Annotated in this window: 20 protein-coding genes; 4 read left to right on the top strand and 16 right to left on the bottom strand. The window is 68.3% G+C overall.

Annotated features, from left to right (window positions below):
- The first annotated feature begins 5 nt into the window (after positions 1-5).
- Positions 6-1,160 (top strand): NAD(P)/FAD-dependent oxidoreductase, encoded by a 1,155-nt coding sequence (locus ACF8ME_RS15265; protein WP_392417256.1) that lies wholly within the window; start codon positions 6-8, stop codon positions 1,158-1,160.
- A 21-nt stretch (positions 1,161-1,181) separates the two neighbouring features.
- Here ACF8ME_RS15265 and ACF8ME_RS15270 read toward each other — a convergent pair whose 3' ends face one another.
- The 4 genes from ACF8ME_RS15270 to pyrF form a co-directional block, all read right to left on the bottom strand.
- Positions 1,182-2,159: a succinylglutamate desuccinylase/aspartoacylase family protein gene (locus ACF8ME_RS15270; protein ID WP_392417258.1), complete on the bottom strand. Its 978-nt coding sequence runs from the start codon at positions 2,157-2,159 to the stop codon at positions 1,182-1,184.
- A gap of 150 nt (positions 2,160-2,309) precedes the next feature.
- Positions 2,310-3,293, bottom strand: coding sequence for a tripartite tricarboxylate transporter substrate binding protein (locus ACF8ME_RS15275; RefSeq protein WP_034389728.1), 984 nt, complete (start codon positions 3,291-3,293; stop codon positions 2,310-2,312).
- Between the two features lie 155 nt (positions 3,294-3,448).
- Positions 3,449-4,354 (bottom strand): LysR family transcriptional regulator, encoded by a 906-nt coding sequence (locus ACF8ME_RS15280; protein ID WP_017407708.1) that lies wholly within the window; start codon positions 4,352-4,354, stop codon positions 3,449-3,451.
- Positions 4,355-4,374: 20 nt separating this feature from the next.
- Positions 4,375-5,202: an orotidine-5'-phosphate decarboxylase gene (pyrF, locus tag ACF8ME_RS15285; protein WP_016449352.1), complete on the bottom strand. Its 828-nt coding sequence runs from the start codon at positions 5,200-5,202 to the stop codon at positions 4,375-4,377.
- An 89-nt stretch (positions 5,203-5,291) separates the two neighbouring features.
- Here pyrF and ACF8ME_RS15290 point away from each other — a divergent pair, with 89 nt between their 5' ends.
- Positions 5,292-6,173, top strand: a complete 882-nt coding sequence (locus ACF8ME_RS15290) for a DMT family transporter (RefSeq protein WP_034389732.1) — start codon at positions 5,292-5,294, stop codon at positions 6,171-6,173.
- A 74-nt stretch (positions 6,174-6,247) separates the two neighbouring features.
- Here the strand turns inward: ACF8ME_RS15290 and ACF8ME_RS15295 are convergent, their stop codons facing one another.
- The 8 genes from ACF8ME_RS15295 to def form a co-directional block, all read right to left on the bottom strand.
- Positions 6,248-6,847 (bottom strand): FlgO family outer membrane protein, encoded by a 600-nt coding sequence (locus tag ACF8ME_RS15295; RefSeq protein WP_017407706.1) that lies wholly within the window; start codon positions 6,845-6,847, stop codon positions 6,248-6,250.
- Positions 6,844-7,383 (bottom strand): hypothetical protein, encoded by a 540-nt coding sequence (locus tag ACF8ME_RS15300; protein ID WP_016449355.1) that lies wholly within the window; start codon positions 7,381-7,383, stop codon positions 6,844-6,846. Before ACF8ME_RS15300 ends, ACF8ME_RS15295 begins: the two co-directional genes overlap by 4 nt.
- Before the next feature lie 120 nt (positions 7,384-7,503).
- Positions 7,504-8,697 (bottom strand): phosphoglycerate kinase, encoded by a 1,194-nt coding sequence (locus ACF8ME_RS15305; RefSeq protein ID WP_034348266.1) that lies wholly within the window; start codon positions 8,695-8,697, stop codon positions 7,504-7,506.
- Positions 8,698-8,889: 192 nt separating this feature from the next.
- Positions 8,890-9,225, bottom strand: a complete 336-nt coding sequence (locus tag ACF8ME_RS15310) for an AzlD domain-containing protein (protein WP_012202761.1) — start codon at positions 9,223-9,225, stop codon at positions 8,890-8,892.
- The gene (locus ACF8ME_RS15315) at positions 9,225-10,088 is read right to left on the bottom strand and encodes an AzlC family ABC transporter permease (protein ID WP_017407703.1); all 864 of its coding nucleotides are present in this window, start codon (positions 10,086-10,088) and stop codon (positions 9,225-9,227) included. The genes ACF8ME_RS15310 and ACF8ME_RS15315 overlap by 1 nt, the downstream gene beginning before the upstream one ends.
- Positions 10,085-11,068 carry a methionyl-tRNA formyltransferase gene (gene fmt, locus ACF8ME_RS15320; protein WP_392417262.1) on the bottom strand — a complete coding sequence of 328 codons (984 nt, stop codon included), beginning with the start codon at positions 11,066-11,068 and terminating at the stop codon, positions 10,085-10,087. The genes ACF8ME_RS15315 and fmt overlap by 4 nt, the downstream gene beginning before the upstream one ends.
- A gap of 36 nt (positions 11,069-11,104) precedes the next feature.
- The gene (locus tag ACF8ME_RS15325) at positions 11,105-11,638 is read right to left on the bottom strand and encodes a hypothetical protein (protein WP_016449359.1); all 534 of its coding nucleotides are present in this window, start codon (positions 11,636-11,638) and stop codon (positions 11,105-11,107) included.
- The gene (gene def, locus ACF8ME_RS15330) at positions 11,635-12,147 is read right to left on the bottom strand and encodes a peptide deformylase (RefSeq protein WP_016449360.1); all 513 of its coding nucleotides are present in this window, start codon (positions 12,145-12,147) and stop codon (positions 11,635-11,637) included. The genes ACF8ME_RS15325 and def overlap by 4 nt, the downstream gene beginning before the upstream one ends.
- Positions 12,148-12,346: 199 nt before the next feature.
- On the opposite strand from def, the gene ACF8ME_RS15335 reads away from it, so the two are divergent.
- Both ACF8ME_RS15335 and dprA read left to right on the top strand, forming a co-directional pair.
- Positions 12,347-13,552 (top strand): LysM peptidoglycan-binding domain-containing protein, encoded by a 1,206-nt coding sequence (locus ACF8ME_RS15335; RefSeq protein ID WP_047218912.1) that lies wholly within the window; start codon positions 12,347-12,349, stop codon positions 13,550-13,552.
- 25 nt (positions 13,553-13,577) lie between these two features.
- The gene (gene dprA / locus ACF8ME_RS15340; protein ID WP_392417264.1) at positions 13,578-14,783 is read left to right on the top strand and encodes a DNA-processing protein DprA; all 1,206 of its coding nucleotides are present in this window, start codon (positions 13,578-13,580) and stop codon (positions 14,781-14,783) included.
- A gap of 142 nt (positions 14,784-14,925) precedes the next feature.
- On the opposite strand, the gene ACF8ME_RS15345 is transcribed toward dprA, so the two are convergent.
- The 4 genes from ACF8ME_RS15345 to yajC all read right to left on the bottom strand — a co-directional run bounded on the left by ACF8ME_RS15345 (position 14,926) and on the right by yajC (position 20,702).
- On the bottom strand, positions 14,926-17,349 hold the full coding sequence (locus ACF8ME_RS15345) for a DUF1631 family protein (protein ID WP_392417265.1): 2,424 nt from the start codon (positions 17,347-17,349) through the stop codon (positions 14,926-14,928).
- A 39-nt stretch (positions 17,350-17,388) separates the two neighbouring features.
- Positions 17,389-18,339 (bottom strand): protein translocase subunit SecF, encoded by a 951-nt coding sequence (gene secF / locus ACF8ME_RS15350; protein ID WP_016449364.1) that lies wholly within the window; start codon positions 18,337-18,339, stop codon positions 17,389-17,391.
- A 13-nt stretch (positions 18,340-18,352) separates the two neighbouring features.
- Complete coding sequence (gene secD, locus ACF8ME_RS15355) at positions 18,353-20,275, bottom strand: protein translocase subunit SecD (protein ID WP_392417267.1); 1,923 nt, start codon at positions 20,273-20,275, stop codon at positions 18,353-18,355.
- A 91-nt stretch (positions 20,276-20,366) separates the two neighbouring features.
- Complete coding sequence (gene yajC, locus ACF8ME_RS15360; RefSeq protein WP_016449366.1) at positions 20,367-20,702, bottom strand: preprotein translocase subunit YajC; 336 nt, start codon at positions 20,700-20,702, stop codon at positions 20,367-20,369.
- Positions 20,703-20,933: the final 231 nt, after the last annotated feature.

The raw sequence follows: 20,933 nt of genomic DNA on the forward strand, positions 1-20,933 counted from the left end.
CGGCCATGGACAGCAGCATCCTTGATTTCGTGGTGGTGGGCGCGGGCATGGCCGGTGCCTCGGTGGCCTGGCAGCTGGCGCGCGATGGCGGCGCCTCGGTGCTGGTGCTGGAGCGCGAATCCCAGCCCGGCTTCCACAGCACGGGCCGCTCGGCCGCGCTGTATGAGGAGCACTATGGCCCGCTGCAGGTCCAGGCGCTGACGCGCGCCAGCCGCGCCTTCTACGAGCAGCCGCCGCAGGGCTTTGTGCAGGCGCCCATTCTGGCGCCGCGCGGCGTGCTCTATGTGGGCACGGCCGCGCAGAAGGACCTGCTCGATGCCGCCCATGCCGAGGCGCTCCTGCACTCGCCCCAGGCGCGGCGCCTGGGCCCCGATGAACTCAAGGCCCTGGTGCCCTGCCTGAGCACCACGCTGCTGGTCGATGGCTTTGCGGACGACGGCGCGCGCGACATCGACGTGCATGGCCTGCACCAGGGATTCCTGCGCGGCCTGCGCCAGTGCGGCGGCGAGCTGCGCTGCAGCGCCGAGGTCCGCGCGCTGGCGCAGGACGGCGGTGTCTGGACCGTGGACCTGGCCGACGGCAGCCAGGTGCGCGCGCGCTGCGTGGTCAACGCGGCCGGCGCCTGGGCCGATGCGCTGGGCGCACTGGCGGGCGCAGCGCCCATCGGCCTGGTGCCCAAGCGGCGCAGTGCCTTCACCTTTGCCGTGCCCGACGGCATGGACGCCGCGCACTGGCCCGCCGTGATCAGCGCCGACGAGGGCTTTTACTTCAAGCCCGATGCAGGCCAGCTGCTGGGCTCGCCCGCCAACGCCGACCCCGTGGCGCCGCAGGACGTGGCGCCCGAGGAACTGGACGTGGCCACGGGCATCTGGCGCATCGAGGAAGTGACCTCGCTGCAGATCCGCCGGCCCTCCCACACCTGGGCCGGTCTGCGCAGCTTCGTGGCCGACGGCGAGATGGCCATTGGCTGGGATGCCTCCCCCGTGCCGCTGCCGGGCTTTTTCTGGGTGGCCGCCCAGGGCGGCTACGGCATACAGAGCGCCTTCGGCTACAGCCTGCTGGCGCGCAACCTGCTGTGCGGCGAGCCGCTGGATGCGCGCCTGGCCGCGCAGGGCGTGCAGCCTGAACGGCTGTCGCCTGCGCGCTGCCAGCGCGGCTGAGGTTCGGTTGAAGCGTGCCGCTCAGAGCGGCGAGCGCCGCGCAAAGCGCACCACGGTCACGCCCGCGCGCGCCTGGCGCACCGAGGGCATGACCAGCACGCAGTCGCCATAGGGCGTGATCACCGGCTCGCCATCGTTGTCGCCGATCACCGTGCCGGCCTTCTCGAAGCGCTCCAGTCCCGTGAACGGCGCCGTGAAGCGAAATCCGCTGCTCTTGGCCACCACGGGCGCCGTGACTTCCAGCGCCCACTGGGTCGGTGCGTCGGCCTGCTTCCAGCCGGGCAGGGCGGCGTGCAGCGCGCCGTTGTCGAAGATGGCGGCCACTTCGAGGAAACGCAGGCATTGGTCGTGCGCCACGTCGCGGCTGGCCAGATCGCCATGGAAGCCGCATTCGATCAGCAGCGAGCGCGAGTCGCCGGCCTCGGCGTCGGGCAGGCCGAAGCGCCCGTAGTCGCGCAGCCGCGTGCCGTCCTTGTGACCGGCATCCACGACGATGTTCGCCGGCGCGCCCATCTGGCGTGCCAGATCGCGGTTGCGCGGCTGCATGCCGGTCAGCAGCAGCGGGGCCGAGGGCTCGTGCATGGAATGCAGGTCCAGCAGCCAGTCGGCCTGCTGCACGAAGGGGCGCAGCGCGGCAGCGCGGCGGCGTTCGCGGGTGTTGCCCTCGTCGATGCGTGCGTCTATCCACTGGCGGTTCATGTCCTCGTCCACGAAGCGCGAGGCATCGTGGCTGGCCGCGTCGAAGCGGTCGAAGGCATCGAGGTTGGCCAGCACCAGGGTCAGGCGGCCGTTGTCCAGAGCCAGGCCGTTGTGCAGGGCCTGAAGCAGCCCGGACACGGCCCAGGCGCCGCAGATCTCGTTGCCGTGCACCAGCGCGGAAATCATCACGTGGCGGCCCGGGCGTCCCGAGTCGAATTGCCACACGCCCTCGGTACCGGTATTGCCCGCGCGCCAGACGCTCAGGTCGGGCAGGGGAAGGTCAAATCGCAAAGGTTCCATCACTCACTCCGTGGTCTACAACCCTGATGCAATGCGCACTGCCTTTGGAACTGGCGTGACCCAGGCGAGGGACAGTGAGCAAGGGCCGCCCCGCAGCGAGGCTGTCGTCCCCCTTCAAGGGGGAAGGCGCGAAGCGACTCAGGGGGTTATTTAGTTCTCAATATGGGCAAATTGGACGATTTTTGTGTACTTGGCGATCTCGGCGTTGATGTACTTGCCGGCATCGGTCTTGGGATCGGCCACGACCGAGCCCGACTCTTCCATCTTCTTGCGGAACTCGGGCGAGGCCATGGTCTCGTCCAGCGCCTTCTTGACCTTGGCGGCCACGGGTGCGGGCAGGCCCTTGGGCGCCATCAGCGCGAACCAGACGTTGATGTCCACGTTCTTGTACTGGGGCAGCTCGGACAGGGCCGGGATGTCGGGCGTGATGGCCGAGCGCTTGGCCTCCGTCGTGCCCAGGGCGATGACCTTGCCCGCGCGGATCTGGGGCAGGCCCGAGGACAGCACGAACATGCCGAACTCGATGTTGTTGCCCACCAGGTCCGTGGTCAGGGGCGCCACGCCGCGGTAGGGGATGTGGGTCATGTGCAGCTTGCCCTGCTCCTTGATCATTTCACCGGCCAGGTGCAGTGCCGTGCCCACGCCCGAGCTGCCGTAGCTGAACTTGCCCGGGTTCTTGGCCACCAGGGCGCTGAACTCGGCGGCGGTCTTGACGCCGGCCTTCTGCGAGGCCACTAGCACCATGGGCTGGGAGCCGATCATGCCGATGGGCGTGAAGTCGCCGATGGAGTACTTGATGCTCTTGTTGATCAGCCGCGCGATGGCCAACTCGTTGTTGGCGCCCACGAACAGCGTGTAGCCGTCGGGCGTGGCCTTGACGGCCTTTTGTGCGCCGATGGCGCCGCCTGCGCCGCCCAGGTTTTCCACCACCACGGGCTGGCCCAGGCGCGAGGCCAGGCCATCGGCCACGAAGCGGCCCACCAGGTCGGTGCTGCCGCCAGCGGGGTAGCCCACGATCATGGTGATGGCGCGGTTGGGGTAGCTGGCGGCGTCGTCGGCGAAGGCGCTGCCGGTGGCGGCGATCAGCAGGCCGCAGGCCAGGGCGGTGCGGCGCAGGAGGGAGTTGCTGGGCATGGGGTTATTCCTGAAATGTATGAGATTGATTGTGCGAAGGACTACCCAGGCATTTGGTGCTGATTCGGCACGAGGCGGAGCCATTGCAGCACCAAAACCCGCTTGTTCCACAGCGCGGTGCGGGTTTGCACCAGGAGGGCGCATGCATGCACCCGTCAGGCGCCCGTGATGTCGCTCCAGAACTGCTCGGCTGCGGGTCCCAGGTGGCGCTTGGGACGGTATAGGCGCACGTCGAAGTGCACTTCCAGGCCCGGGTCGCCGGCCACGGCCAGGCGGCCGGCTTGGCAGTCGCCGCGCACCATGGACCACGGCATCCAGGCCAGGCCCAGGCCGCGCAGCACGTATTCGTAGTGGGCGTCGGCCGAGTCGCAGTCCACGCAGCGGCGCAGGCGCGGCGCCAGCGGATGCCGGGCCAGGTGATCTTCCACCAGCCGGCCCAGGGCCATGCTGTGGGAGAAGGCGAGGTAGGGCACGGGAGCGACGGGCTGGTGGCTGGCCGACAGCTCGTACAGCGGGCGGCCCCGGGCATCGGCGCGGGCCACGGGCACCAGCCTGTCCTGCATCACCGTCAGGTAGCTGAACTGGCGGCCGTCCAGGCGCACGCCAATGGCGGCGTGGTGGTAGACCAGCGTGAAGCTGACTTCGCCGCGCTGCAGCATGGCCACGGTCTCGTCCAGCGTGCGCGTGACCACGCGCAGCTCGGCCGTCTGCAGCACGCTGCCGTGGCGCGTCAGCCAGTCGGCCACGATGGTGCGCGCCAGCGTGCGTCCCGTGGCCAGGGTGATCACGCGGGCCTGGCGCCCGGCCACGGCCTGCAGTTCATCGTGCGACTGGGCCAGCGTGCGCACCAGTTGCTCGGCCGTATCGCGGAAGGCTTCGCCGGCCGGCGTCAGCCGCACGGGGCCGCCGCCGGGCTCGACCAGGGGCGTGCCGGCCCAGGCCTCCAGCGCGCGGATGCGCCGCCCGAAGGCCGGATGGGTGACATGGCGCAGCTCGGCCGCGCGCGTGAAGCTGCGCTCCTGGGCCAGCAGCAGGAAGTCTTCCAGCCATTTGCCTTGCATGGCCGGGCTTCCCTGCCGTCTCAGGCAGCGGCTGCGTCTTGCAGCGTCTGGCGCGTGGCCTGGGCGGCGGTGCGCGCGGCGGCAGCGAAGTCGTCGCCCTGCGATGCATAGAGCACCGCACGCGAGGAATTGATGATGATGGGGCCGCCGCCGATGCGCGCCGCCTTGACGGTGGCCACGGCATCGCCCCCCTGGGCACCCACGCCGGGAATCAGCAGCGGCAGCGAGGGCGCGAATTCACGCACGCGCTCGATCTCCTGCGGGCGCGTGGCGCCCACCACCAGGCCGAGCTGGCCGTTGGTGTTCCAGGGGCCTTGCGCCAGGCGCGCCACATGCTCGAACAGGTGCGGCTGGCCCGGCAGGTCGGCCAGGCGCTGCGCCTGCAGGTCGTCGCCGCCGGGGTTGGAGGTGCGGCACAGCAGGAAGGCGCCCTTGCCCTCGTACTGCAGGTAGGGTGTGATGGAGTCGAAGCCCATGAAGGGCGACAGGGTCACGGCGTCGGCGCCATAGCGCTCGAAGGCTTCCTTGGCGTACTGCTCGGCGGTGGAGCCGATGTCGCCGCGCTTGGCGTCCAGGATGATGGGCACATGGGGAGCGACGGCGCGCATGTGGGCCATGAGCTTTTCCAGCTGGTCTTCGGCGCGGTGGGCCGCGAAGTAGGCGATCTGGGGCTTGAAGGAGTTCACCAGATCGGCCGTGGCCTCGACGATGGCGGCGCAGAATTCGTAGATTTTGCTTGCATCGCCGCGCATGGCCGCAGGAAAGCGGCTGGGTTCGGGGTCCAGGCCCACGCACAGCATGGATTGGTTCTGGGCGGTGGCATTGCGCAGCATGTCGAGAAAGGTCATGGGGCGCGATTTTAGCGATCGGCCCTTCCCGGGGCCTGTCGCCGGGCATCCAGCGGGTTTGGCGGCCCATGGGCACAATCGGCAGGCCTATGCCTGCCTTCACCGCCCGACAAATCCTTTTGCTGATCGCGCTGACCCTGATCTGGGGCATCAACTGGCCGGTGATGAAGCTGGGCGTGCAGCATTTCCCGCCGCTGAGTTTCCGCATGGCCTCGATGTGGGTGGGGCTGCCCATCCTGGCAGCCTTCGTGGTCTGGCGCCGCTTGCCGCTGGCCGTGCCGCGCGCCTATTGGCCCCGGCTGGCGCAGCTGACGCTGTTCAACATGGTGCTGTGGAACAGCCTGATCATCATTGCCATCCCCATGCTGTCCAGCGGGCGGGCGGCCATCCTGGGCTACACCATGCCCATCTTCTCGGCCGTGCTGGGCAGCCTGTTCTTCCATGACCGGCTGGCGCCGCGTGCCTGGGCGGGTGTGGCGGCGGCCTTGGCGGGCGTGCTCCTGCTGCTGTGGCACGAGGTCGGCGCCCTGGGCAGCCGCCCCATCGGCGTGGGCCTGATGCTGGCCGCCGCGCTGAGCTGGGCCTTCGGCACGCAGAAGCTGCGCCGCGCCGAGGTGCCCGTGCCCCTGCTGACGATGACGCTGTGGATGGTGGCGCTGACCGCGCTGACGCTCACGGTGCTGGCCTTCGTCTTCGAGCGCCACCTGTGGCACTGGCCCGATGCCCAGGCCACGGGCGCCATCGTCTTCAACGGCGTGCTGGTGCTGGGCTTTGGCCAGACGGTCTGGTTCTTCCTGGCGCGCAGCCTGCCGCCCGTGGCGTCCACGCTGAGCGTGATGATGATCCCCGTGCTGGGCGTGTTCAGCGGCGCCTGGTGGCTGGGCGAGGTGCTGCACTGGCAGGACTGGACGGCCGTGGCGCTGATGGTGGTGGCCATCGCCTCGGTGCTGTGGCCGGCGCGCGGCCGCTGAGGGCAAGCAGGGGAAGGTCGGGAGAAGAAGACGCAGCCTGACTGCCCACACGGGCGCAGTCAGGCTGCAGGGCCTCAGCGTTGCGCCGTGGCCGGGGCGCCCAGCAGGCGCTGGATGTCGATGTTGTTGGGCAGCGCGTAGTCGTGGCTGCGCACGATGCGGCTGTCGTCGGTGCGAACCAGCTTCAGGCTCACATAGGTGTACTTGGCAGCCGCCGAGTACGTGCCCACCAGGACCAGGGCCGCATTGTGGTTGCGGGCGATGTCCTTGATCTCGCGCGACAGCAGCAGCTCGCCCGTGCCTTCCTTGACGTACACATCGCCGCGCAGCTTCAGCTCCTTGACGTTGTAGCCCTTGGCGGACAGCTGGGAGGCGTACAGCTCGCTGAGCGTGCGGCCCAGCGGGGCCGAGCGCGTCAGGTCGTTGACGTTGACCACGGTGGCCACGAGCACGGGCGCCTCGCCCAGTTCCTCGGTGTTCAGGCCCTTGACCAGCTCGTCCACGGCAGCGCGGCTGCTGGCGATGAAGGGGTTGGCTGCGGCCGACTGGTAGGTGGGCTCGCCACGGCGTGCGGCCGAGAACTCGGGCGAAGGCGCGGGGGCGGGCACGGCGCAGGCGGACAGCAGGGCCGCCGCAGCCAGCGCGGCCGGCAGGAGGGGCGTGCGCAGCGTCATTGGCCCACCACCTTCAGGTTCTTGGTGGGGAATTCGGGGCGCTCGTCCTCGGCCGTGAACAGCACGGCGTCGCTCTTTTCGAGGTAGTAGACGTCGGTCTTGCGCGCCAGGTACTGGTTGTTGCGCACCACCGTCGTCGTCAGCACGAGTTCGGGGTTGGGCAGGCGCTTGCCGTGGCGCACGACCTGGGCGCCGTAGCTCACCTGCAGCTGGGCCTGGGCCGGCTGCAGCATGACGGTCACGCCGCTTTGCACGAGCTTGGTGATGATCAGCTCACGAAAGCCCTTGTCGAACGGGCTGGGCTCGGCCGGCAGGGCCACGTGGACCGGCGTGGTGCGCTCGATGCCGGTCTTTTGCAGTGTCTCCAGCGTCTTGGCGACGACATCGTTGGCCACGGAGTCCCAGTGGCCGGCAGCGCCGATCTTGGGCTGGGCCGTGGCTTCGAAGTAGCTGGTCATCGGTGCATTGACGCAGCCCGCCAGGGCCAGGCAGAGGCCCGCCAGGGCCAGGCCGCCGGCGGATTTGAACGATCGCATGGATTTCTCCTCGGTGCGGGGGCGCGCTGCGGCGGATTGCTGCAGCTGCGCAAAGTGTCGATTGTGGCTTCGCCGCGAGGCACTGACAAGAAAGTGCCCCGTATCCGGATGTTGCCGTGCTCAGCCGTTGGCGCGCTTTTGCAGGATCTCGAAGGCAGGCAGGGTCTTGCCTTCCAGCACTTCCAGGAAGGCGCCGCCGCCCGTGGAGATGTAGCCGACCTGGTCCTCGATGCCGTACTTGGCGATGGCGGCCAGGGTATCGCCGCCACCGGCGATGCTGAAGGCGTCGGACTCGGCAATCGCCTGGGCCACGACCTTGGTGCCGTTGGCGAACTGGTCGAACTCGAACACGCCCATGGGGCCGTTCCAGACGATGGTGCCGGCCTTGCGCAGTTGCTCGGCCAGGCGGGCGGCGGTCTCGGGGCCGATGTCCAGGATCATGTCGTCGTCAGCCACTTCGGTGGCCTTCTTGACGGTGGCGGGCGCGTCGGCCGCGAAGGTCTTGGAGACCACCACGTCGGTGGGAATCGGCACCTCGGCGCCGCGTGCGGCCATGGCGTCGATCACGGCGCGGGCCTCGCCGACCAGGTCGGCCTCGGCCAGGCTCTTGCCGATCTTCAGGCCCGCCGCCAGCATGAAGGTGTTGGCAATGCCGCCGCCCACGATGAGCTGGTCCACGTTCTTGGCCAGCGACTGCAGGATGGTCAGCTTGGTCGAGACCTTGGAGCCTGCCACGATGGCGGCCAGCGGGCGGCGCGGGTTGGCCAGGGCCTTGGTGATGGCGTCGATCTCGGCCGACAGCAGCGGTCCCGCGCAGGCAATGGGCGCGAACTGGGCGATGCCGTAGGTGGTTCCCTCGGCACGGTGGGCAGTGCCGAAGGCGTCGTGCACGAAGATGTCGCACAGCGCGGCCAGCTTGCGGGCCAGTTCTTCCTTGTTCTTCTTCTCGCCCACGTTCACGCGGCAGTTCTCCAGCAGCACGACCTGGCCGGGCGCCACCTGCACGCCGTCCACCCAGTCGGCGACCAGGGGCACTTCGCGGCCCAGCAGCTCGCCCAGGCGGCGGGCGACGGGCGCCAGCGAATCGGCGGGCTTGAACTCGCCTTCGGTGGGACGGCCCAGGTGGCTGGTCACCATCACGGCGGCGCCGGCCTTCAGTGCCATCTCGATGGCGGGCACGGAGGCGCGCACGCGCGTGTCCTCGGTGATCTCGCCGGCATCGTTCAGGGGCACGTTGAGGTCGGCGCGGATGAAGACGCGCTGGCCCTGGGCCTTGCCCTGGGCGCACAGATCGGAGAAACGGAGAATGTTCATGACGGCGGCGTTGCGATCGGTGGCGATCGCCATGGAATTGAAACGAAAAAGAGGTAAAGCGCGGCCATTGTAGGCGGCGTGCCCGCTCCGGCAGCGGGCGTGCGCACCGGCGATCCGGGGCATCGGGAACGCCTGTAATCCGGTTTCAGCCGGGGAGCCGGGCGCTCTCGGTCGCTCTGGGCCGCGCTGCGCCTACCAGCCCAGGCCGATATGCAGTGGCAGATAGACCGCCATGCCAAGCGCGATCGTTCCCATGATGCTGCGCTTGTAAAAAAAATACATGACCGCGCAAGCCAGGGCCGGCAGGCGCGCATCGACCACGGTGGAGATCAGCCGGCCGTTGGTCATCACGATCTCGGGCGCAATCACGGCCGCCAGGGCCGCCAGCGGCGCGTACTTGAGGCCGCGCTTGAGCCATTGCGGCAAGGGCACCTCGCGCTCGGGAATCAGGAAGAAGGCGCGTGTGAACAGCGTGATGGCCGCCAGGCCCACGCAGGCCAGCCAGGGCCACAGCCAGGACAGATCCATCAGAGCGTTTCCTTTTCCTTGGTTTGCACGGGCCGGGCGTCTTCGTCCAGCGGCAGCCGGGCATGGCGCTCGCCATGGGCTGTATCGGGCGGGAGAATCACCGGGCCTGACTCCCCTTTTTCAGGCGCCTGCAGTGCGCGCAGGCGCTGCTGCAGCGTTTCCGCCAGCAGGCCTGCGGCCACGGCTGCCGCGATGGCCACGAGGATATTGAGCTTGAGCGGCAGCGCAAAGGCCGCCACGGCCGCGCTGGCCGCAACCACGCCTGCCACCCAGGTGGCACGGTCGTTGAGCATGGACAGCAGCACGCCCATCAGGGCCAGCACGCCCGCAAAGCCCAGTCCCCAGGACAGGGGCACCTGGTCGGCCAGCAGGATGCCTAGCGTGGACGGGATCTGCCAGGCCAGCCAGTTGGTCGAGGCGGCACCCCAGAAATAGGGCAGCTGCTCGGGCTGGGGCCGGGCATCGGGGTAGCGTTTCATGAAGCCCACGAAGATCACGTCGCCGCTGAAATAGGCGATGGCCAGGCGGTGGCGCAGGCGCAGGTGGGCAAAGTAGCTGCGCCACATGCTGCTGAGGATGACGAAGCGCAGGTTCACGCAGATGGCCGTGAACCAGACCACCCACATGGGCGCGCCCACGGCCATCAGCGGCAGCACGGCCAGCTGGGCACTGCCGGCATAGACCAGCAGGCCCATGAACAGCGCCAGGGGCAAGGACATGCCGCTCTTGATCATGGCCACGCCCGTGACCAGGCCCCAGGCGCCGATGCCCAGCGCCGTGCCCGACATGTCGCGCACGCCGGTCATGAAGGCGGGATCGCGCGCAATGCCGCGTGCGCGCTCCACCAGGGGCTGCAGGTTCATGGCGTGCCGCCGCTGGCAGCACCGTCCAGGATGGCTCCTTCAGGCAGATCGAAGCCGCGCAGGAAATCGCCTGCCGCCAGCCGCTTGCCGCCCGCGCGCTGCAGCAGCGTCATGCACAGCACGCCCTGGCCGCAGGCCACGCGCACGCCGTCGGCGCCTGCGGACAGCACGGTGCCGGGCACTGCCGCCGCCAAGGCGGCGGCGGGGTCGGCGTGAGCCTCCCAGACCTTGATGGATTCATCGCCGTACTGCGTGGCGCCGCCCGGGAAGGGATTGAAGGCGCGCAGGCGCCGGGCAATGGCCTCGGCATCCTGGCGCCAGTCGATCTGGCTTTCGGCCTTTTCGATCTTGTGCGCGTAGTTCACGCCCTCGGCAGGCTGGGGCGTGCGCGGCAGGCCGCCGCAGGCGCTCATCTCCAGCGCCTCGACGATGAGGCGCCCGCCCAGGTCGGCCAGCTTGTCGTGCAGGCTGGCCGTGGTGTCGTCGGCGGTGATGGGCAGGCGCTCGACCAGGCACATGTCGCCCGTGTCCAGGCCCGCGTCCATCTGCATGATGGTGACGCCGGTCTCGGCATCGCCGGCCTCGATGGCGCGGTGGATGGGGGCGGCGCCGCGCCAGCGCGGCAGCAGGCTGGCGTGGATGTTCAGGCAGCCGCGCGGGGGCGTATCGAGCACCCACTGCGGCAGGATCAGCCCGTAGGCGGCCACGACCATGACATCGGCCTGGGCCGCTTCGATGGCGGCGCGGGCGGCGGCGGCCTCTTCGGGGTATTTGCCGTCCAGGCGCAGGCTGCGCGGCTGGGCCACGGCAATGCCATGCTCCAGAGCGCACTGCTTGACGGGAGAGGCCTGCAGCTTCATGCCGCGCCCGGCGGGACGGTCGGGCTGGGTCAGCACCAGGGGGACGGTGAAGCCCGCGGCGAGCAGGCGTTCAAGGGCAACGCGCGCGAACTCGGGCGTGCCGGCAAAAATGACTCTCATGCAATCCAGTAGGGACGGTGGGGACGGTGTGCAGGCTCAACGCCGATCGTCGTCATTGAACACTTCGTCGGTGAACATCACGCGGCGCACCACGCCGGCGGGGTCGATATGCACATGGGCCTGGCGGCGAATGCCATTTTCCAGGATACGGTAGGTCCAGATGTCGCCGTTGAAACTGTAGACCCTCTCGATCAGCGCAGGCGGGCCGAAGAGCTGGCGCACGCTTTCGCGGGTGTCCTCGCCATTGCGCAGGGCGTGGAAGCGTTCGATGGTGAGTGCCTGCTCCACGCGCACCAGGCGCTGGCTGGCGTCGAAATCCATGTGATAGACCTGCTGGCCTGCAGGCTGCCAGCTGTAGACCAGGCGCGTGCCGCCGCCGTCCAGCGGCAGGCTCAGGGTCGGGCGGCCCATGGATCGCTCGATGTCGGCCCGTGGCGTGCCGGGCTTTTGCCACTCGGGTACGGTGCAGCCGGCCAGCAACAGGGACAGGGCCAGCAGCGCCCAGGCAACGAGGCCCGCGCCGTCCATCTTCCAGCGCGGCATGAAGCGAGGCGCTGGCAGGCGGGTCATGCGCGTTCTGCCTGTTTCTGCTGCTTGAGCAGCTTGGTCTTGATGCGGTTGCGCTTGAGCGGCGACAGGTATTCGACGAAGACCTTGCCCATCAGGTGGTCCATCTCGTGCTGGATGCAGATGGCCTTGAAGCCTTCGGCCTCGATGATGCGTTCGTTGCCGTTCTCGTCCAGCGCCTTGACCTTGATGGCCGTGGAGCGCTCGACACCGTCGTAGATGCCGGGCACGGACAGACAGCCTTCCTCGCCCAATTGCTTCTCGTCGCTGGCCCAGAGCAGCTCGGGGTTGATCAGCGCAAAGGGCTCGTCGCGGCCTTCGGAGACATCGACCACGACCACGCGTTCATGCACATTCACCTGGGTGGCGGCCAGTCCCACGCCCTGGGCGTCATACATGGTGGCGTACATGTCCTGGACCAGTTGGCGAATGCGGTCATCGACCTTGGCGACCGGCTTGGCGACGGTGTGCAGGCGGGGGTCGGGATAGCAAAGAATGGGCAGAATGGACATGGCGTGGTCGGTGAATGTCGTTATTTTCGCCACTTTTCTGCCTGGGCGCAGCGGGACGACGCAATAAGCGTTGCCCTCTCATGGCCTTGCACGCAGAATCTTTGCTGATTTGTAAGACCTGTATGGCCGTTCATGACAAGATCGGCCGTGCCGCAGTGCCTAGGAGGGACGCTGTGTCAGACACAAGAAGAGGAATTCCATGACTGCATTCGCCACAGCTCGTACCTGGACTGTTGCCTCGGCCCTGATCGCCGCGTGTGCGGCGGCCCACGCGCAGCAGTATCCGGTGACGCCATCGCAGCGCTCGGCAGCCCAGCAGGTGGCGCAGCAGGGCGTTCCCGTGGGTGAGCTGGCGCCCGATGCGCCCGACAGCTACACCGTCAAGCGCGGCGACACGCTGTGGGGCATCTCCGGCATGTTCCTGCGCCGTCCCTGGCGCTGGCCCGAGCTGTGGGGCATGAACATGCAGGCCATCGCCAACCCCCATCTCATCTATCCGGGCCAGGTGCTGTACCTGGACAAGCGTGACGGCTACGCCCGCCTGAGCACGGCCCGCCCCATGGGCGATGGCGGAGAGCCCGGCGTGGTCCGCATCACTCCGAGCACGCGCAGCGAATCCCTGGCCCAGGCGGCCCTGCCCACGCTGCAGCCCCATCTGATCGAGCCCTTCCTGGCCGAGCCCCTGGTCGTCGATGCCGAAACGCTGCTGCGTGCGCCACGCCTGATCGCCACCACGGACGAGCGCGTGCTCATGGCCAGCGGCGACCGCGCCTATGCACGCGGCACGGCCGAGGCGCCGCTGCGCAAGGGGGACGGCCTGCCGCGCCAGTACCGCGTCTTCCGCGATGCCGTGGCGCTCAAGGACCCCATCTCCGGCGAGGTGCTGGGCTATGAGGCCAAGTACCTGGGCCTGGCCGATCTCATCGAGGGCGAGACCACGCTGGAGATCGTCGACAGCAAGGGCGAAAAGCACCAGCAGAACTCTCCCGCCACGGTGGACCTGTCGCGTTCCAAGACCGAAATGCGCGCCGGCGACCGCCTGCTGCCCGCGCCCGAGCGCACCTACATGAACTACGCGCCCCACGCGCCGCAACAGGCAGTGAAGGCCCATGTGGTTTCCCTGTACGGTGATCAGGCCGTGCGCTGGGCGGCCAACAACCAGGTCATTGCCATCAACAAGGGCACGCAGGACGGCATGGACGTGGGCACGGTGCTGGAGCTGATACGCCGCGGCGCACGCATCGTGGACAAGACGGGCGAGAAAAAGGAAGAGGTGCAACTGCCCGACGAACACAACGGCCATGCCATGGTGTTCCGGACCTTCGATCGCGTCTCCTACGCGCTGATCCTGGAGGCGCGGCGCGGTGTCGAGGTCGGCGACAGCCTGACCTCGCCGGCTCCTTGAGCCACCACGGCCTGCCGGCAGCGCCATGGCGGCCGCCCTGCAGTCCACGGACCGGTTGGCTCCTGACGAACTCTCTGCCTGGCTCCGGCTGCTGCTGACGCCCGGAGTGGGCCGCACCACGGCCCGGCGTCTGTTGGCGGCCTGCGGTGGTGCGCAGGACATCTGGAGCGGCCCGCCGTCCGCCTGGCACGGACTGGTGACCGCCGCTCAGGCCCATGCCCTGCAGACCGTGCCCCAGCGCCTGGACCAGCTTGTGGCGGCCACGGCGCAATGGCTGGACCAGCCCGCTTCCGGGCAGTTGCATGCCGTGCTTGCGCTGGGCCATCCCCAGTATCCGCAGGCGCTGCTGCAGACCGAAGATCCGCCGCTGCTGCTGCATGTGCAGGGCAGCGAGCGCTGCATGACAGGTTCTGGCCCCTGGTTCCCCTATCCACAGTCCCTGGCCATGGTCGGTAGCCGCGGGCCGACGGTCCAGGGCGCGGCCAACGCGCGTGCCATGGCGCAGGCGCTGGCCGAGGCCGGCCTGTGCATCGTCTCCGGACTGGCGCAAGGCGTGGATGGCGCGGCCCATGAAGGCGCGCTGCGCGCGGCGCCACGCCTGGGCGGACTGGGTGCTCCCGTCACCATTGCTGTCGTCGGCACGGGCCTGGACCAGGTCTACCCGCGGCGCCATGCCGCCCTGGCTCGCGAAGTGGCCAGCCACGGGCTGATCGTCAGCGAATATCCGCTGGGCACCGGCCCCATGGCCGCGCACTTTCCACAGCGCAATCGCATCATCGCGGGCCTGTCCCAGGGCACGCTGGTGGTCGAGGCGGCCCTGCAGTCGGGCTCGCTGATCACGGCCAGGCTGGCCAGCGAACAGGGCCGCGAAGTCTTTGCCATTCCTGGCTCCATCCACGCGCCCCAGTCGCGTGGCTGCCATGCGCTGTTGCGCCAGGGCGCCAAGCTCGTGGAAACGGCGCAGGACGTGCTCGATGAGCTGCAGGGCACGGCCGCGCGCCTGCCGCTTCCCAAGCCTGTATCGGCAGCGGCAGCTGTCCAGTCCGCCCAGGACCCTGAGAGCGACGCCACCCTGCGCGCCCTGGCCCACGACCCGCTGTCGCTGGACGAGCTCATGGACCGCACAGGCATGGACGCCGCAGCCCTGCAGGCCCACCTGCTGGAGCTGGAACTGGAAGGCCGCGTGGAACGCCTGCCCGGCGGCCTGTTCCAGCGCCTGGCCCAGGCCTGATCTCAAAAACTGGCGCGTCCCCAAGCGGGAGATGCCGAGCAAGAGCCGCCTCGCGGTGGGGGCGCCTAGCCGATGGCATCGTCCCCCTCCCCCGCGAAGCGGGTAGAGAGGCGCCGTGCCCCGGGGGAAGGCGCGTAGCGCCTCAGTGGGAGCTTAGCCTTTCAGGGTTCGCCTGAATCTTCTGCAGCGCATCCCGCGTCGCGCGCACGGTGAGCGCCTCCTCGTCATGCACGGCCAGCAGGCCGGACTGCAGGTAGGAGGCCATGCGCCGCAGCTGCAGCAGGTGGCAGGTGCCATCGAGCGCGGCGAACAGGTGCAGTTGCTTGCGGCGGCTGCGCCAGGTGTATTGCACCTGGATGCGCGCGCCGTTGTGGTCCAGGGTGAACCAGCGGCCCGTCTCCAGAGAGGCCGCCCATTCCAGCATCACCGGCTCCACGGCCGTGTTCGTGCTCGGGATGACGTTGAGGCCGGCCGTGTCCACGCCCAGGATCATCTCGATGTTCTCGGGCGACAGCGGCATGTCCTCGTCGAGCATGCCGTCTTCATTGATGTACTGCTCCAGATGGGCCAGCCGCTGCGCCATGGCCTCGATGCGGGCCGGGGCGATGGTCGCGGTCTTGGAGACAAAGGCCTCGGCCAGCGTGTCGGTGACCAGCTTGATGCGCGTGGACTGGGCGTCGCCCGTGACACCGATCAGGGCCAGTCCTTCGCGCAGGGTCTGCAAAAGCGTCGGCAGCGTCTGGATCACGCGCGAGCGTTCCTGGCGCGTGGGCTTGGCGCTGGCGGCCCAGACCAGTTCGCTGGCGGCCTGCTTGAAGCGCATGGTGCGCGCGTCCTTGGCACCGTGGCGCACGGCGGCCAGGGCCAGCACCTCGGTCCAGGTCTTGAACAGGAACTCGCGGATCTCCTTGCGCACCGGCATGTCGGTGAGCAGGTGGCGCAGCTCGATCGTGTATTGGATGGCCAGGGTTTCCTTTTGCTCCACCTGCTGGGCCACGGTGACGATCTTGGCCTTGTCCTGCGACTGGGTCAGGTAGCGCGCCAGGAAATCCTCGAACTCGCGCAGCACCAGCACGAACACTTTCTGGCCCGTTTCGGGGTATTGCTCGATGACCTGGACGATGCGCCGGATCTCGGACTCCAGCGCGCTGCCGCTGATGCTGGAAGCGTCGAATCCCATCACGCAGGAGCCCAGGCGGTCGATCAGCAGCCGGGCCGGATGGCGCAGGTTGCTGAAGAATTCCGGCTCGGCCAGTGCCACGCGCAGCACCGGCACCTGCAGCCGGGCAAACCAGACCCGCACCGAGGGCGGAATGCGGTCCTCGGTCAGGATGGCCTGGAACATCAGGGCCACGATCTCGATGGTGGCCTTTTCGCCCGAGGTGGTGGCCTTGCGCTTGAGGTCGGCCGAACGTTCGCGCACCTGCCCGACCAGCTGGCCGATGGCAGCCGGACTGACATCGATGTGCAGCGTGGTCAGGCCCTGGGCCAGCATCTGCTGGTACTGCGTCTGGGCCACCACGCGCTGCTCCAGCAAGGCCTGGGTCAGCGCGGCCGATGCGGGCGCCTGGGGCATGCCTGCGCCCACACCGGGCACCAGGCCCTGCACGCCCACGCCCGGCTGCATGAGCAGGCGGCGCAACTGGCCCACGACTTCCTGGGCGCGGTGGCGTGCGCGCGAAAGGGTTGTCAGGCCTACGGGCATGGCGGGCATCGCCGGCATCTGGCCATGGGGGGGCACCGCAGTGTCGGGCGGGTAGGCGGCAGCGCCGGGCACGCCGCCCATCTGCGTGGGCGCATAGGCCGAGGAATGCTGTGATGCAGTGGCATGCTGCGAGGCCGCAGCAGGTGGCGCGGCGGTCTGGCCCAGGCCCATGGCGCGCGTGGAGTTGCCTGCCTCGGTGCGCCGCACGCGCATGGCCACGTCCTGCGAGCGGGTGACGCCCTGGCCGTCCAGCAGCACATGGGCGGCCTGGTACTCGGTCACCAGCACGGGTGCCAGGGCCGTCTGCAGCAGGTCCAGCACGCGCTGCAGATCACCGCGCTGCAGGCCCGTGGCCAGCCATTGCTCGACCAGGTGCCGGCACACGGTTTCGGTGCGCAGGATATCGTCCGAGGGCAGCTCGCGGCCCTCGATGAACTGCATGCGCAGACGCAGCGTGTCGAAGGCCGGCGCTGCGGTCTCTCCCATGGCCAGGGCCATGCGGGAGGCCAGGATCTTGTTCTCCACCACATCGTCGCTGAGCAACTCGAACTGCAGCGCGCCGCGCTGCGGCACGGCGGCAGGCGCGGCTTTGGCCGGCTGCAGCGCGCCTTGCAGGGCCTGCATGCTGGCGTTCAGCCAGGCGCTCTGGTGCTGGCGGTAGTTGCCCCAGGCTTCACGCCGCTCCTGCATTTCGCGCTGCGTGCCCACGGCCTGGGCCTGTTGCTCCATCTGCGCCAGCAGCTGCTGGGCCACGCCGGGCAGGCCCTTGCACAGTCCTCGCACCCAATGCAAACGCGCCTGCTGGCCCAGGGAGGACTGGGGGCCAGCAGGCGCGTTGGAAGGGTGGGGCAGGGAGGGCATGCCCGGGAGTGTAAGCCGGTCCAGGGCTAAAACATCCGCTTACACGGTGGCGCCGGCGTTGGGGTCGTTGGGGTCCGTGGAAGCCTTGGGCGCCTTGATCAGATCCTCGCGCTTGACGCCCAGCCACATGGCGATGGCGGCGGCCACGAAGACCGAGGAATAGATGCCGAACAGGATGCCGATGGTCAGCGCCAGCGCGAAGTAGTGCAGGCTGGGACCGCCGAAGAAGAACATGGACAGCACCATGGCCTCGGTGGAGGCGTGGGTGATGATGGTGCGGCTCATGGTGCTGGTGATGGCGTGGTCGATCACCTCGGTGGTGCTGAGCTTGCGGAACTTGCGGAAGGCTTCGCGGATACGGTCGAAGATCACGACCGACTCGTTGACCGAGTAGCCCAGCACGGCCAGCACGCCGGCCAGCACCGACAGCGAGAACTCCCATTGGAAGAACGCGAAGAAGCCCAGGATGATGATCACGTCGTGCAGGTTGGCGATCACGGCGGCCACGCCGAACTTCCACTCGAAGCGCATGGCCAGGTAGATCACGATGCCCAGCACCACGAAGCCCAGGGCCATCAGGCCGTTGTGCATGAGCTCGTCACCCACCTGCGGGCCCACGAACTCGGTGCGGCGCAGCGTGACTTCGGCGTCTTCCTTCTTGAGTGCCGTGAGTACTTGCTCGCTTTGCTGGGCCGAGGTCACGTCCTTTTGCACGGGCAGGCGGATCATCACGTCGCGCGATGTGCCGAAGTTCTGCACCGTGACATCGGCGTAGCCGAGGCCGGCGACCGTGTCGCGCACCTTGGCGATGTTGGCGGGCTGGGTATAGGCCACCTCCATCACGGTGCCGCCCGTGAATTCCACGGACAGGTGCAGGCCGCGGGTGAGCAGGAAGAACACGGCCAGCGCGAAGGTGATGAAGGACACCGCGTTGAGGATCAACGCGTACTTCATGAAGGGGATGTCTTTGCGGATGCGGAAGAACTCCATGGTCTTCCCCCTTTCAGTTGTTGGCGCCGGAATCGGCGACGCTGGATCCCTTGGCCGTCACCGAGCGCAGCTGGCTGGTGTCTTCAGGCTTCCAGACCTGGCCGATGGAAATGCTCTTGAGCTTCTTGCGGCGGCCGTACCAGAGGTTGACCAGGCCGCGCGAGAAGAACACGGCCGAGAACATGCTGGTCAGGATGCCGATGCAGTGCACCACGGCGAAGCCGCGCACCGGGCCGGAGCCGAAGGCCAGCAGCGCCAGGCCCGCGATCAGCGTGGTCACGTTCGAGTCCAGGATGGTGTGCCAGGCGTTCTCGTAGCCCGCATGGATGGCCGCCTGCGGCGACGCGCCGCCGCGCAGTTCCTCGCGGATGCGCTCGTTGATCAGCACGTTGGAGTCGATGGCCACGCCCAGCGCCAGCGCCATGGCGGCGATGCCGGGCAGGGTCAGCGTGGCCTGCAGCATGGACAGGATGGCCAGCAGCAGCAGCACGTTGACCGACAGGGCCACCGTGGAGATCACGCCGAACAGCAGGTAGTACACGCACATGAAGGCCGCGATGGCCACCAGGCCCCAGACCACGGAGTGGATGCCGCGGTTGATGTTGTCGGCGCCCAGGCTGGGGCCGATGGTGTATTCCTCGATGATCTCCATGGGCGCGGCCAGCGAGCCGGCGCGCAGCAGCAGGGCCGTGTCGTTGGCTTCCGCCGTGGTCATGCGGCCCGAGATCTGCACGCGTCCGCCGCCGATCTCGGTGCGGATCACGGGAGCCGTCACGACCTCGCCCTTGCCCTTTTCGAACAGGATGATGGCCATGCGCTTGCCCACGTTCTCGCGCGTGATGTCCTTGAAGATGCGTGCGCCCTTGGCATCCAGCACCAGGTTGACCGTGGGCTCCTGGGTCTGGCTGTCGAAGCCGGGCTGTGCGTCGGTGAGGTTCTCGCCGGTCAGCACGACCTGCTTTTGCACGATCACGGCCTGGGCGTTGCGGTCCAGGTAGCGCTCGGAGCCGAAGGGCACGGGGCCCGAACCCAGTTCAGCGCCGCGCGCCTCGGAGGATTCGTCGACCAGGCGCACTTCCAGCGTGGCCGTGCGGCCCAGGATGTCCTTGGCCTTGGCCGTGTCCTGCACGCCGGGCAGTTGCACGATGATGCGGTCCAGGCCCTGCTGCTGGATCACGGGCTCGGCCACGCCCAGCTCGTTGATACGGTTGTGCAGGGTGACGATGTTCTGCTTGAGCGCCTGCTCCTGCACCTTGCGCAGGGCTTCGGGCTTGATGGAGGCCAGCAGCTTGAAGCCTGCGCCATCCGGCTCGGAGGTGGCTGCCAGATCGGGGAACTGGTCGGAGACCAGGTTGCGCGCGGCCGTGAGCATGGCTTCGTCGCGCACGCGGATCTCGACGGTGTTGCCGTTGCGCGAGACGCCGCCGTGGCGGATGTTCTTGTCGCGCAGCGAGCTGCGCAGGTCGCCGGCAAAGGAGTCGGCCTTCTTGGTCAGGGCGGCGGCCATGTCCACCTGCAGCATGAAGTGCACGCCACCGCGCAGATCCAGCCCCAGGTACATGGGCTTGGCGCCGACGGCCGTGAGCCATTGCGGCGAGCGCGACACCAGGTTCAGGGCCACGATGTAGGCCGGGTCGTTGGCATCGGGGATCAGGGCCTTCTGGATCACGTCCTTGGCCTTGAGCTGCTCGTCGGGCGTGTTGAAGCGCGCGCGCACCGAGGTGCCTTCGATGGACAGGACGTCGGGCTTGACATCGGCAGCCTTCAAGGCCTCTTCGACTTTCTGCAGCGCGGCGTTGTCCACCTTGATGGTGGCCTTGGCCGAGGAGACCTGCACCGCAGGCGCCTCACCGAAAAAATTGGGCAGGGTGTAGAGCACCCCTACCAGCAGCGCGATCACGATGATCGCGTACTTCCAGACCGGATATCGGTTCATGATCGCGCTCTTCGCTCTTTGTAGACAGCAACGCACAAAAGGGTGTGCTGCCGCCTGCGCGGTCCGCACACCCGCAAGACAGGGACAGCGCTTACTTCAGCGTGTCCTTGGGCAGCACCTGGACGACGGCGCTGCGCTGGATCTGGACTTCCACACCCGAGGCGATCTCGATGTGCAGGAATTGCTCGGACATGCGCGTCACGCGGCCGATGATGCCGCCGGCCGTTGCCACTTCGTCACCCTTGGCCAGTGCCTCGATCATGGAGCGATGCTCCTTCTGGCGCTTCATCTGCGGACGGATCATCACGAAGTACAGCACCACGAACATCAGCGCCAGAGGCGCCATGCCCATCAACTGCGACATGAAGTCGCCACCGGAGGCTGCTGCTGCGGGTGCGGTCTGGGCAAAAGCGGAAGAAATAAACACGGGCAAGACTCCAGGATTGGAAGGTCGAAAAAGGGTCGCTGCGCACGCCGATATGCACGGGCCCGCGCAGGAGAACGGAGCATTGTATGCGTCAGCCCTGACCCACATGGGCTGCCAGGATCTGGCTGCTGCGGGTTTTTCGGCGACGATGGCTGCAACTGGCGGCCATCTGCCGTTTTTAAAGGGGCGGAGCGCGGGTTTTCGTGGTTTTTGCGCCCGGCGTGACGGCAG

Origin of the sequence: Delftia sp. WSY_7 (assembly GCF_043104845.1) — a bacterium.
GTDB lineage: Bacteria > Pseudomonadota > Gammaproteobacteria > Burkholderiales > Burkholderiaceae_C > Comamonas > Comamonas tsuruhatensis.